Source organism: Cobetia sp. MM1IDA2H-1 (assembly GCF_002916775.2).
In the GTDB taxonomy this organism is placed as follows: Bacteria; Pseudomonadota; Gammaproteobacteria; order Pseudomonadales; family Halomonadaceae; genus Cobetia; species Cobetia marina.
The window spans coordinates 2,700,924-2,714,497 of sequence record NZ_CM133225.1 but is presented as its reverse complement, the minus strand read 5'-3'; the positions used below and the strand labels follow the sequence as shown (position 1 = coordinate 2,714,497).

Annotated in this window: 9 protein-coding genes; 4 read left to right on the top strand and 5 right to left on the bottom strand. The window is 64.9% G+C overall.

From position 1 onward, the window contains the following. Window positions 1–128: 128 nt before the first annotated feature. Window positions 129–1,820, top strand: a complete 1,692-nt coding sequence (locus BOH68_RS11460; protein WP_258038210.1) for an acetyl-CoA hydrolase/transferase family protein — start codon at window positions 129–131, stop codon at window positions 1,818–1,820. Window positions 1,821–1,973: 153 nt separating this feature from the next. On the opposite strand, the gene BOH68_RS11455 is transcribed toward BOH68_RS11460, so the two are convergent. From BOH68_RS11455 to BOH68_RS11435, 5 genes are all read right to left on the bottom strand, one after another. Beyond that, window positions 1,974–2,303: a YkgJ family cysteine cluster protein gene (locus tag BOH68_RS11455; RefSeq protein ID WP_077374131.1), complete on the bottom strand. Its 330-nt coding sequence runs from the start codon at window positions 2,301–2,303 to the stop codon at window positions 1,974–1,976. Window positions 2,304–2,382: 79 nt separating this feature from the next. Beyond that, window positions 2,383–4,827, bottom strand: a complete 2,445-nt coding sequence (locus BOH68_RS11450) for a YjbH domain-containing protein (RefSeq protein ID WP_139345442.1) — start codon at window positions 4,825–4,827, stop codon at window positions 2,383–2,385. Between the two features lie 99 nt (window positions 4,828–4,926). Continuing rightward, on the bottom strand, window positions 4,927–5,895 hold the full coding sequence (locus BOH68_RS11445; protein WP_077374129.1) for a hypothetical protein: 969 nt from the start codon (window positions 5,893–5,895) through the stop codon (window positions 4,927–4,929). Further along, the gene (locus BOH68_RS11440; RefSeq protein ID WP_077374126.1) at window positions 5,895–6,668 is read right to left on the bottom strand and encodes a YjbF family lipoprotein; all 774 of its coding nucleotides are present in this window, start codon (window positions 6,666–6,668) and stop codon (window positions 5,895–5,897) included. Before BOH68_RS11440 ends, BOH68_RS11445 begins: the two co-directional genes overlap by 1 nt. Beyond that, a complete protein-coding gene (locus BOH68_RS11435; protein ID WP_170877382.1) occupies window positions 6,668–7,102 on the bottom strand; it encodes a hypothetical protein in 435 nt (144 codons plus the stop codon). Before BOH68_RS11435 ends, BOH68_RS11440 begins: the two co-directional genes overlap by 1 nt. Before the next feature lie 1,284 nt (window positions 7,103–8,386). Here BOH68_RS11435 and BOH68_RS11430 point away from each other — a divergent pair. From BOH68_RS11430 to BOH68_RS11420, 3 genes are all read left to right on the top strand, one after another. Beyond that, a complete protein-coding gene (locus BOH68_RS11430) occupies window positions 8,387–9,583 on the top strand; it encodes a polysaccharide export protein (protein WP_077374123.1) in 1,197 nt (398 codons plus the stop codon). A gap of 70 nt (window positions 9,584–9,653) precedes the next feature. Then, window positions 9,654–12,002, top strand: coding sequence for a polysaccharide biosynthesis tyrosine autokinase (locus BOH68_RS11425; RefSeq protein WP_077374120.1), 2,349 nt, complete (start codon window positions 9,654–9,656; stop codon window positions 12,000–12,002). A gap of 274 nt (window positions 12,003–12,276) precedes the next feature. Next, a complete protein-coding gene (locus BOH68_RS11420; protein ID WP_240499683.1) occupies window positions 12,277–13,572 on the top strand; it encodes a sugar transferase in 1,296 nt (431 codons plus the stop codon). Window positions 13,573–13,574 lie beyond the last annotated feature (2 nt).

Sequence of the window (13,574 nt, the reverse complement as noted above, 5' to 3'; positions counted from 1 at the left end):
TGCGACCAAGGCCTGATGCGACGCCGCCACGGCGCGTGGGATGCTGGATGACAGCCTGACCAGTGTCGTGAGGTGTTTGCGCGACTTGCTGCCTACCCCTTGTTCGTTGTCATCGAGGAACCCGTACCGTGTCTTCTTCCAAGTCCCGATTCGTTGATGCACCGCCTGCCGCGAGCGACGTGGCCGATGCCCAGTCCTTTCGCCAGTCGTTCTCGCTGCTGTCGCGCATGGAGGTGACGGAGCTCGACGAGGCGCTGCGTGGCGAGCTCGCCCGGCGCTGTCGCTGGCAGGGATGGGAGTCACGCCACATGAGCGCGAGCCAGGCCGCCGAGCTGATTCGCGATGGCATGACGGTGGGCATGAGCGGCTTCACGCGGGCGGGGGAGGCCAAGGCCCTGCCGTTGGCGCTGGTGGAGAAGGCGCGCCGCGAGCCGTTCTCCATCACGCTGATGACCGGCGCCTCGCTGGGCAATGACCTCGACGGTCAGATGGCGGACGCCCACATGCTGGCGCGGCGCATGCCGTTCCAGGTCGATCCGGTGCTGCGCCGTGCCATCAATGCCGGCGAAGTGATGTTCATGGATCAGCATCTCTCGGAGACGGTGGAGCTGCTGCGCAACCATCAGCTGAGTGACATGGACGTCGCGGTGGTCGAGGCCAGTGCCATCACCGCCGACGGCGGGATCGTGCCGACCACCTCGGTGGGCAATTCGGCCAGCTACGCGATTCTGGCCGACAAGGTGATCATCGAGCTCAATCTCGAGTCCCCGGCGGCACTCGAGGGACTGCACGATATCTACATTCCGCAGATGCGCCCCAGCCGTCAGCCGATCCCGGTGGTGGCGCCGGATTCGCGTATCGGCACGCCGTACATCCCCATCGATCCTGCCAGGATCGCCGCCATCGTGTTGACGCGTGGCAAGGACAGCCCCTCGACCTGTACCCCGCCGGATGAGGATACCCGGCGGATGGCGGACCATCTGGTCGAACTGCTCAAGCAGGAGGTCACGCTGGGGCGTCTGACGCCTGAGTTGCTGCCGCTGCAGGCCGGGATCGGCAGCATGGCCAACGCGGTGATGAGCGGACTGAAGGAGGGGCCCTTCGAGCACCTCACCATGTACTCGGAGGTATTGCAGGACTCCACCTTCGATCTGCTGGATGCCGGCAAGCTCGACTTCGCTTCCGGCTCCTCCATCACCGTCACCGAGGAGCGCGGGCGCACCCTGTGGAAGGACCTCGAGCGTTACCGTGACCGTCTGATCCTGCGTCCGCAGGAGCTGTCCAATCATCCGGGCATCGTGCGGCGTCTCGGCGTCATCGCCGTGAATACCGCGCTGGAATTCGACATCTACGGCAACGTCAACTCCACCCACGTGTGCGGCACGCGGATGATGAACGGTATCGGCGGCTCCGGGGACTTCGCGCGCAATGCCCAGCTCTCGGTGTTCATCACCAAGTCACTGGCCAAGGGCGGGGATATCTCGAGCGTGGTGCCCTTCGTCAGTCACGTGGATCACACCGAGCATGACGTGGACATTCTGGTGACCGAACACGGCCTGGCGGATCTGCGGGGCCTGGCACCGCGAGAACGCGCGGTGCTGGTGATCGAGAACTGCGCCGACCCGCGCTATCGTCCCGCGCTGCGGGCCTACTTCGAGGAGGCCTGCCGGCGGGGCGGCCATACCCCGCATTGCCTGGAGCAGGCGCTCAGCTGGCATCGCGAGGTGGAAGTGCACGGCAACATGCGCGCCCTGTGCACGCCTGAGCAACGCGGCGATGTGCCGGCGGAGCAGGCAGGTGAGAAGGTCAGCGCCGGCTAGCGCGGCGTTCAGGCCGCTCTCGCCACCGGTGCGGCCAGAGGCCAGCCACCAGACGCCAGAAACCAGGGCGGCTCAGGCGACTGACTCAAGTGATTGACTCAAGCGGCAAGCGACAGGCGACGAAAGCCAAGCGACGAGCGACAGGAGGGCGGATCACTGATCCAGACCGTTTTCCTTGCGCTCGTCTTCGCATTCCGGGCTGCCCATCTCATAGTCACGGCATAGCTGGGGGCGGCGATCATAGATGGTGCACATCAGCGTCTCGCGATCGACGGCGGCACACCAGCCATCATCGAGGCGGCGCATGACTTCGCCCCCCCACTCATCCTCGTCGATCAGATAGTCCGGCACGCCGGTATCGGTGAGCAGGATGACCTCAAGCCTGCAGCAGCAGGCCTGGCAGTTGCTGCAGGTGATCTCGGGATTCACAGGTGTCGTATCGCCGGTAGCGAACGGCGATACGTCGGTAATCGGAATATTCATCGGGTCAGGGTCAGCCACAGTGAGTCAGGTGCCATCATCGGCACGCTTCAGCCGGCAGTGAAACATACTCACGCACGGATTACTTGTAGACCTTGTCGATCCCTTCCCAGTAGCCCTCGGGGTCCCGGTCATCGGTCATGTAATAGAGCTGGTAGCGACGATTGAGGCGCGCACCACCATCACGGGTCAGCGGTGCCCAGGCAAAGCCGGTACTGCCCTTGCTGGAGGTGGTGAAGAAGGCGTCCAGCGGAATGCTGACGTAGAGCCCCTTGTCGAAGCTGCCCTCGCCATAGTCATCGCCGGCATCGGTCATGGTCGCCCAGGCCCCGACGCTGACCCCGTTGGAGAAGCGGCGGGACAGATCCAGCGTCGCGCCGATATCGCCGGCCAGATAGCGCCCCACCGAGCCCTTGACCAGCACATCGTGCCAGCCGGACTGCCAGTAGGCGGTGGCATGGCCGGTGGTGACGGAATAGTCGCGCAGGCCGAACTGCTGATCGAATTCCCGCTGGCGGACGCGGTTGATATCCAGCCCCAGTGCCAGCGAGCTGTTCATCGGGCGATAGAGCACCTCGGCACCGACACCGGCATACATCATCTCGAGAATGCCGCCGTAGGCCTGGGCATACCAGTCACGCCCGAACTGATGAGTGCGGGTGTACTGCAGATTGGTGATGCCCAGATCGGTCTCCTTGACGTAATCCCCGACGTAGGTGCGCACGCGTGGCAGGTCGGAGTCGGCGATGTACTCGTAGTTCTCGTAGTTGTCGGCCAGCTGATAGGTGGCCACGCCGGAGAGCCAGCCATTGCGATCGGTGCGCCACAGGGCATCCAGCTGCAGGTTGAGCTGGTAGAGATAGCCGTCCGGTCCGCCGAAGTTCTGTTTCAGGTTGGGCGAGAATCCCCAGTTGAAGCCGGCGGGTTCCCTGTCCAGCACCGTGGCGGCATCCGCGCTGGCGTCGTCGTCAGGCGCGGGAGAGGCGGCGCGAGCGGTGATGGAATGCTCGTACTCGGCACCGAAACGTCTGTCGTTGGCGGCCGCGACGAAGGCCTCTCGCGGATGCTCATCCTCGCGCAGCGCCAGGCCGTTGCTGCTCAGGCGGTAGCGGAAGTGGGTGATCTCGGCGGGCAGGCGGTTGTGCAGTACGCGATTGGCGCGGCCTTCGGCCTGCAGGTCCTTGCGAAAGCGCGTGGCCTCCGCCTCGATGATCAAGGTCTCGCCCTCTACCCGCAGGCGGGAGACTTCAAGCCCCGTCTGGGCACGCAGCGTCGCGGCCAGTGCCTGCCAGTCAACGTCCTCCAGCCGTATCGGCGCTGGCGGGCTTGCGGCGGGCTCGCCCGTGGTGGCACTCGGGGAGGTCGGCAGCGTCAGCAGGCGGCCTTGAGGTGCAGCCTCGTCGCCGGTCGGCGAGGGCGTTGAGAGCGGCGCAGCCTCGTCGCCGGCCAGCGAGGGCGTTGAGGCCGGCGTGGCACTGGCGGGACGTGGCGGGCGATCCGACGGGACTGTCTCGCTGTTCCCACGATTGACGGCATCCAGCGAGCGCACCCGGAAGGCTTCCGGGGTCTGGTCATGGCGGTAGCGCGAATGGTGACTGGGGGCGACATCTTCCGGGGTGCCGTCATCCTTGGCCTGAGCCAGCCCCGCCAGATTGGTGGACAGCGACAGGCCCAGCATGGCGGTGTTGCCGCGCTCCCAGCCGCCATGCAGGGACAGGTTGTCATTGACCTTGAACGTCGCGCCCAGATTGAGCGGTGAATCCTGGTCTATCTCCACCGTCAGGGGCTCGTCGGAGTAGTCGTTGCCCTCGTATTCCAGCATCAGGGTCAGCGGGTCCCAGGGCGTCTGATATTCGATACCGCCGAAGACGGCCGGGCTGCCACTGAACATGCTGCCCAGCTGGAAGTCGCCCCCGTTGTCGCTGGTGGTATCGCTGCGCGTCTCGAGGCTGCTTCTCACCAGCGCCAGCGGGTTGCTGAAGTCGCCCCGCGTGCCCAGATAGCCCCAGCCAAGCCCCAGACTGACATCAAGATCACCGTAGCGCTTGCTGGCCACCAGATATTCAGAGCTGAACAGCCCCGTACCGCCGAGATCTCGCAGACCCACCGCAAGTGCCGGGCGATAACGGTCCTCTTCCCAGAGCCGGAACTTGGTGTCGAAGGATTTATCCAGGTAGTCGCGGTCCGGGGCGGCCTCACCGTAGCTGACCGTTTCCACCGAGACATAGCGAAAGCCCAGCTCCATCCACTCGAAGGGGGCGGCGTTGACGCTGAAGCGCTTGTAGGGCTGGGTACGGCTGTAGGTGAAGCTCAGCTCGCCCTGTGGGGCGAAGCGTGCCGTGGGAGTCTGCATCAGCCCCACGCCGCCGAAATCACTCTGGGATTCCCCGGTGGCGGCGTGGGCGATCTGGGCGCCGAGCAGGCCTCCCGCCATGCCGAGCGCCAGCCAGCCGGTGCGTGCCGGAGCAGGGCGCTGCTCGTCTCGGGGGCGCGTGGAGGGATGGGCTGGGCGAAAGGGACTCGACATGGGCGTCTCGCATGCTCCCGCGCGACAGGCGCGTGAGCGTGAATGAGGGTATGGAGGATAGAAACATCGAGGCGATGCTGGCAGTGCCGGGAACGACCGCTAGCGGGCCGGCGCTTGCGGGTCACTGCCTGACGTCCCGGGAGCTGTCGGCTTGTCGTCCGCTGACGGCAGCGAGGCGGCGTCCAGCTGCCAGCTGTGACAGTTCTCACCGGGCAGGCGGCTGGCCAGCCATTGCGGCAGCGCCTCGTTGACCCATTGCTGCGCGGTATCGATACCGGGGGTATGGATCACCAGGCTGGCTCCCGGCGCGACCGGCAGGTCGGCTGCGCCACGTGTGAGGCGATTCCAGCTGGCGATGGGCCGCGTGAGCACCTGCCCCTGGGGGGTGACGAGGCTGGCCCGTGCCGCCTGGCCCAGCGAGTCGGCGGCGCGGCGCTCATCGATCAAGGCGTCCAGTGTCAGGCCGGGGCTCCACTGGCGCTGGTGCACGCCGCTGGCGTCCAGGATCACCACGTCGCGGGGAGCCTGACAGGCACCGATCACCATGCCGGGAGCGATGCGTATCGCCCGCGGGCCATCGCGCATGTCAGTGAGCGGATTCAGCTGGCCGGGCAGGCGTGCCAGCACGCTGCGTGGCTCACCCTGTTGACGGCCCTGATCGAGATAGCGCTGCCAGGCGTGCAACCCCTCGACATAGGCGGCCCGAGAGCTGCCCTCGGGCGCCCCCACCGCGTAGCGAGCCGCGATCAGTTCAATCTCGGCGCTCAGGCGGTTGGCGGTCGCGGCCATCTGGCGGCGAATCAGCGGCGTGCTGACGAAGCTGTAGCGCCAGTCCAGCGCCATGCGGGTCTGATGGGAGGACCATTGCTGTTCCAGTACCTGACTGGCCAGTGGCGTGCTGGCGGCGCTGAAGGGCAGCGGCGTCTCGTTCGCTCGGGCGAGGGTCGGGATCAGCAGGGCGGCCAGGCACACCCCCGTGGGCAATGTGCGGGCGAGGGCGCGCAGCGGCCCCTCGACGCGGGCCGAGTCGTGTGCGGGGCGAGCAGAATCACGTCGTGAAAAGCGCATTACCATGCCTTGGCGATCTCCCAGCCGAAGCGTGGCCCGTCCGGCCAGGCCGTCATGTCGGCGGCCCACACCCGAGTGGCATCGCGCCATATCTCGTTGGTGGTGGTGTGGCCATCGTCCCATGCCAGGGTCTCGGTGCAGTGTTGCAGCGACAGCTCGGCCAGTGGCAGCGCGTGTGGCGCGGCGGCCTCACAGCGCAGATGTGCATCGGCTTCATGCACCTGCATCACCGGCACGTCATCTTGATGCTGACTGCCGGAGGAAGCGGCATCTGCCCGCTCCAGCCGGCGAGGATAGGGGCTCAGGGCGCTGACACTGACGCGATAGCGGCTGTCGTCAGCCATCAGCCAGGCCGGACGCGCCAAGGCGCGCCCGGTAGTGCTTTGCTCATGCCTGTCCGCGATGTCTCGCGTGAAGCCGGATGTCGCGGACAGTACGCCGTCGCGCAGTTCGATGATGCCGCGGTCCTGGCTCTCGAAACGCGCGATGCGTCCCTCATCCTCGAGCGTGGCCAACACGACCAGTGCCGTGTTGTTGCCATGCAGGAACTTGAGGGAGGCGTAGGGCAGTTCACTGGCGCGCGCCGCCTCGAAGTCATCCTTGCCGAAGGCATCGCCCACCGAACTGGCCACTATCTGGGCACAGCCGCTCACTGACACGGCACAGGCAGTGATGCCCAGCAGCGTCAGCGAGCGCCGGATGCCTGGAAGGTGCCTGGCTGGCGATTGGCGATGATTCGCGCCTGAACGACGCGATGCGGAGCGCGACGTCATCAACGTGTCCCGGTAGAGCCGGTGGTACCTGTCGTGCCGGTGGTACCGGTGGTGCCGGTCGTCCCGCCACCGACGGTGCCCGTGGCCGCGCCGGCCGCGATGCTGCCGCCGTTGGTGCTCGGGGTCACGCTGCCGGACGCGCTCTGGCTAGCCGTGCCGCTGCCAGCGGCGCTGCCGGTGGGAACGCTACCGGTCGTGCCGGTGGTGCCGGTCGTGCCGGTCGTGCCGGTAGTACCAGTCGTGCCGGTGGTGCCAGTCGTGCCGGTGGTGCCAGTCGTGCCAGTGGTACCGGTCGTGCCAGTGGTACCGGTCGTGCCGGTCGTCCCCGTCGCAGCCTGCCCAGCGGCAGGTGCCTCCTCTTCCGCCATGGCGTTGCCTGCCAACAGCAGGGCACCGGACAGGCCGAGAATGGCGCCGATATGTGACTTGCGCATATGAAGTCTCCTTGATGAGCATTGCCGGTCATCTGCCAGTCAGGGCGCTGCGATGACTGGGCTCGGTGATGGGTGGCCAAGGCCAGCGTCGTGCATGCCGGATGCCGTGCTGTCTCTGACCATCGGCAACACTGCTGCTGAGAGTTGCGTCGTGGTGTGCGTGAGCAAGCTCACGCCTGTTCCATGATCTGCAGGGCGCCGTCCCTGATACCGTCCGTAGCATCTTCCCTGGCGCAGCCTCGTCCTGAGGTGTTCCTGCCATGGCCGCATTCCCTGGCCACCGTATTGCTCGCTTTCGAGGTGATGACATCGCCGTCGTCATGAGAAATGTGCATGCACATTTCAGGCGGACGCCTCTCTCTATCCCCCCGTGAAAGCGAGGCCCATGTTAACCAGAAAATGTCGGCTGTCTAGCGAGAGAGGTCGCGTCGATGTGGCGTTGATGGAAAGCGAAATATTTATGTAAAAAAGAGTAATCGTGGTGTGGATAAAAGCAGACATGCCTGTCGATCTTTCAGACACCGCGGGCGCTGGACTTGATCCGCATGGCTGCTGAAATTCTTGTGAAGGATGTGTCGATTTACAGACGAACCCAGCGTTGCACTGTCTGTGATCGGCTACGTCATCATGTGGCGGTTAGCGACACACGTCGTGCTGATGATGATACAAAGCAATGTTTTTATTGGATTTTTGTAACAGCGCTCGATTGGCGAGCGGCGTGGATCAGGTAAAATGCGCAACAGATGGAGTCTGGTCACTCCACTCTTGATGCCCATGAAGACGACGCAGCGGACAGTGCGATAAACGTTGCCATCACGTTGTGGAACCTGCGCCGTCAGGTGGGTGTGGTGGGCACTGTCGATGGCGTGAATATGTGCCTGTAAAAGGTGTCATCGATGTGCAGCAGAGACGTGATTTTATGAGGAAGACTTCGTGTAAATCGAAGGGGACTCAATCACATTCATCGTCTTCATGGGCCAGCATTCGCGTGATTGCCCAAGGGAGTGTTCGCGCCATTGCCAGACAGGCGCAAGCCGTCATGCAAGGGGCGGGACGCCAGCAGGCGCAAGTACTCAAGCAAACCAAGACATGACACCAGCACGAGGGATCACCCTCGGCCCGAGGTCACCGTCGTTGCAACCGTCGTTGCACATGGGGCCATCGCGTTACGCAAGGCGAACCGAAGACGTTATCGAATTGGTCCCGGCGTCAGCGTGCGGCGGGAATGATCGGGGCAGCCTCGCATCAATCGCTGCTCGGGTCTGTCGACTCAACGGACTTCAGATGAAAAATGCACTGATCGCACGACTTCTGGGCGCCAGCTTGAGCCTCGGCGCCCTCACCGGACTGGCGGGCTGCGTCTTCGCGCCCGGCGGCGACATCGACTATGACACCTCGGCCGCGCCGGTGGATGACATCGTCGATGTGGAGCCCATCACCTTCGGCCTGATCAAGGCCCAGGCGCGGGCGGATGCCCAGGCACGCCAGGCGGCTCGGGGTGACGGCACCCAGCGCGAGCTGGAGCAGGCGCTGACCCAGGAGCTCAACAGCAGCACCCGTGCGCAACTGGCGCCGGATTATCAGTACCACGTGGGGCCGGGCGACATTCTCAATATCGTCGTCTATGACCACCCGGAGCTGTCGTTGCCCACGGGCTCCGAGCGCAGCGCCCAGGAAGCCGGCAACGTGGTGCATGCCGACGGCACGCTCTTCTATCCCTACATCGGCCGTGTCCAGGTCAGCGGCAAGACCCTGGACGAGATCCGTCGGGTGCTGGGCGAGCGCCTCCAGCCCTACCTCAACGAGCCGCAGATCGACGTCAAGGTGGCGGCCTTCCGCAGTCAGAAGGTGCGGATCAGCGGTGAGGTGGAGCAGCCTGGCGTGCAGCCCATCAATGATGTGCCGTTGAGTCTGCTCGATGCCATCGCCGCTGCCGGCGGCATGACCGGAGACGCGGACTGGCACAACGTGGTGCTCAAGCGCAATGGCGAGGAGACCGTCATCTCGCTCTATGAGCTGCTGGCACAGCGCAATGCGGCGACCGGCGAGGCACGTGATCGGCTGCTCAAGGACGGTGATGTCCTGTATGTGCCGGATGTCGGGACCCGCAAGGTGTTCGTGATGGGTGAGGTCGACAAGTCGGTCAGCCTGCCGCTGGGCAGAAGCCCCATCTCGCTGACCGATGCCATCGCCCAGGCGGGCGGCATCAAGGAAGACTCCGCGGATGCCTCCGGCATCTTCGTGGTACGGCGGGACCGGGAAGACCCCGAGAAGCTGGCCACCGTCTATCAGCTGGATGCTCGCAACACCACGGCCCTGATTCTGGGCGCCGACTTCACGCTCAAGCCGCAGGATGTCGTCTATGTCACGGCCGCGCCGGTGTCGCGCTGGAACCGCGTGATCAGTCAGTTGCTGCCCACCGTGAGCTCCATCTACTACAGCACCGAAATCCAGGACAACCTCGATACCCTCGGCCAGTAAGGCGAGGGGTCGTCAAGGCGTCCCTACCCGTCGCGATGCACGGGCAGGACACCAGGAGAGTGACTCAACGATGTCGATTCGCAATGCCCATTCCTCCCGTCAGACGGGGGCCACCGAACCCGCAGCGGTACCGGCGCGCACCAGTCTCGATCTGGGCCGCATGCTGGGTCAGCTGTATGACAGCCGCCTGACGCTGGCGCTGATCACCGGCACCTTCACCGTGCTGGCGGTGCTCTATGCGCTGCTGGCGACGCCGATCTACAAGGCCGATGCGCTGGTGCAGGTCGAGGATGGTGGCAGCAACATGAATCCGCTGCGGGATGTCTCCAGCATGCTGCGGGGGGAGGCGCCGCCGTCGGAATCCGAGATCCAGATCATCACCTCGCGCCTGGTGCTGGGCGAGACCGTCAAGAAGGAGCAGCTGGATCTGGTGGTCAAGCCTTACCAGTACCCGGTGATCGGGACCTTCCTGCGCAGCCACGAGGTGGAGCGCCCGAGCTGGCTGTCCGGTTCCAGCATGGTGTGGGCCGGCGAGTCACTGGAAGTGGCCAGCCTGGCCGTGCCCAAGGCCTGGGACAACGTCCCGCTGACGCTGGTGACGCTCGGCTCGGGTGAGCAGGGCCGCTATGAACTGCGCTACGACGGCAAGGTGCTCGGCACAGGCTCGGTGGGCAAGCGTGAGCGTTTCGAGGGGCCGCTGGGCGAGGTGAGTCTCGAGGTGACCTCGCTCACCGCGGGCGAGGGAGCCGAGTTCACCCTGATGCACCAGTCCACTCTGGAAGCCACCAATGCACTGCGCGCGCGCTTCGCGGTGGCCGAGATGGGCAAGGAGACCGGCGTGCTGGGGCTGGCACTGGTGGGGGAAGACCCGCTGCGCACCCAGCAGGTGCTTGAGCGCATCACCGAGACCTATCAGCAGCAGAACATCGACCGTCAATCGGCGGAAGCGGAGAAGTCGCTCGAATTCCTCAAGGAACAGGTGCCGACCGTCCGCAAGAAGCTGACCGAGGCCGAAGAGCGTCTCAATGCCTATCGCGGCAAGAGCGACAGCGTGAATCTGGATCTCGAGACCAAGTCGGTGCTCGAGCAGCTGGTGAACATCGACAACCAGCTCAACCAGACCCAGCTCGAGGAAGCGGAGCTCTCCGGCAAGTTCAACCCGAGCCACCCAAGCTACGTGGCACTGCGCAAGAAGCGCGCGGATCTTGAGCGCACGCGCAGTGAGCTCGAGAAGCAGGTGGGGGATCTTCCGGACACCCAGCAGGAGATCCTGCGTCTGGAGCGTGAAGTCGAAGTCAATCAGCAGATCTACGTGCAGCTGCTCAACAAGACCCAGGAAATGAACATCGCCCAGGCCAGCACCATCGGCAACATCCGCATCCTGGATGAGGCCGTGGCGCAGCCGCACCCGGTCAGCCCGCGCAAGGCGATGATCGTGGTGATCGCGACCCTGCTGGGCGCCATGTTGGGTGTGGTCTTCGTGCTGCTGCGCTCGCTGCTGCATCGTGGCATCGAGACACCGTCGGAGCTTTCCGATCTCGGCCTCAACGTGCATGCGACCCTGCCGCTCTCCGAGGAGCAGGCGCGCCTCAATCGTCGCCTGGCGCGAGGCATCAAGCGCTTCTCCTCCTTCAAGCTCGGCAAGGGCGCCACGGCGGCGGCCGGCAATGCCGCGCCTGGCCTGCTGGCGGTGCGCAATCCGGCGGACCTCTCCATCGAGGGTCTGCGGGGTCTGCGTACCAGCCTGCACTTCGCGATGATGGAAGCGCCCGACAACCGCCTGATGATCTGCGGCCCCAGCCCGGGCATCGGCAAGAGCTTCGTGTCCGCCAACCTGGCCGCCGTCTGTGCCCAGGCAGGCAACCGCGTGCTGGTGATCGACGCCGACATGCGCCGTGGTCACGTGCATCAGAGCATGGCGGGCCAACAGGTGGGCGCCGTGGCACCGGGGCTGAGCGACTACCTGCTCGGCAAGGTGGAGCGCAGCGCCATCATCCGCAGCATCGCCGACGAGAGCCTGGCGGTGGTCGGTGAAGGCGGGGAGACGCCGGACACCCTCTGCTACGTGGCACGCGGCACCTCACCGAGCAATCCCTCCGAGTTGCTGCTGCAGGCGCGCTTCTCCGAGCTGCTCGAGTGGGCCAGCGAGAACTTCGACATGGTCATCGTGGATACGCCGCCGATCCTGGCGGTCACCGATGCGGCCATCGTCGGCAAGCTGTGCGGCGTCAGCGTGATGGTGACGCGCTTCATGCACAACTCGCCCAAGGAAATCGAAGCCGCATTGGAGCGCTTCGCTTCCAGTGGCGTGAGCGTGGATGGCGCCATCCTCAACGCCGTCGAGCGCAAGGCGACCACGGCCTACAGCTACGGCTACAGCTATCACGACTACCAGTATCAGGGCGGCGCAAATACGTGAGTGCTGACTTGCCATCCACGGCGACGCCCCTATGTCTGATGACAGCTCGTCAACAGACACCCAGGCGGAAGACGACGTATCGCAAGACCCGGTGTCACTCGACACCACGTCACCGACACGGCGCGGCATGCCGGCCCGAAGGGCGCATGCGGCGTGATGAGAAGACAGCACGATTTGCGATAGACCGGTGCAGGCCGCAAGGGCGGCGGGAGACGGCACCGGGTGTGATGAACGGAAACACCACTCGAACGCAAACCAAGGGGGAGACAGGCACATGAACACGACGACAAATCCAGCGACGACCGGACTCGAGGGGCGTCAGCGACATTCGCGAATGTACGAACGTCTGATGTTCAACTCGCTGTGTCAGGCGCTGGTGGGTCTGATTCTGGCGGTGGGTGTCCCGCTGTTGCTGATCAATGGCCTGCGCCCCTGGGTCAGCGAGATGCGCATGCACAGCGTCATCGCGGCCAGCGGTGGCTTCCTGCTCGCGCTGCAGGCGATCCGTCACATGTCGCGCTACCCCGGTGCCAAGGCGTTCGCCTACGTGCTGCCGGCCATCACCATCAGCTATCTGCTGGCGATGAGCGTGCTGATCGCGCTGGATCTGCGCTTCAGCCGTATCGTGCTGGGCAGCTCCTGGCTCGCGGCGATGCTGATCTGCTCCATCGGCTTCTGGGCCGAGCAGCGCACCCGTATCCGCAAGCTGGCCGTGGTGCCGTTCGGTGACTATCGCAACCTGTTCACCACCCGTGGGGCGCGCTGGAACCTGATGCGCGCACCGGACCTGGGCCAGGAACGCTACAACGGCGTGGTCGCGGATCTGGAAGCCGAGATGCCGGCCGAGTGGCAGCGTTTCCTGGCCAACTGCGTGCTCAACCGCATTCCGGTCTACGACGCCAGTGAAGTGCGCGAGTCGCTCACCGGTCGCGTGGAGCTGAACCAGGTGCGCGAGAACAGCTTCGGTCAGCTGGCACCCAACAGTGAATATGAGCTGTTCAAGCGTCTGTTCGACGTGCTGGCCGTGCTGGCGGTGGCCCCGTTCGTGCTGCCGATCTGCCTGGTGACTGCCGTGCTGATCCGTCTGGATTCGCCGGGTGGCGTGTTCTTCGTGCAGGAGCGTGTCGGTCAGGGCGGTCGTCCGTATCGCATGTTCAAGTTCCGCAGCATGTGCCATGACAGCGAGAAGTCCGGTGCCCAGTTCGCCCAGGCCAACGACATGCGCGTGACCCGTATCGGCCGCGTGATTCGCAAGACCCGCATCGATGAGCTGCCGCAGTTCATCAACGTGCTCAAGGGCGAGATGAGCCTCATCGGTCCGCGTCCGGAGCAGGTCAAGTTCGTGAATGAATTCGCCGAACAGATTCCGTTCTACAACTACCGTCACGTGGTTCGTCCGGGCATCACCGGCTGGGCGCAGGTGACCCAGGGGTACGCCTCCGACGCTGACGAGACGCGCGAGAAGCTCGAGCACGACTTCTACTACATCAAGCGCTTCTCCGTGTGGCTGGATCTGTTGATCGTCGGTCGTACCATCAAGACCATGCTGACCGGTTTCGGGGCACGCTGAGC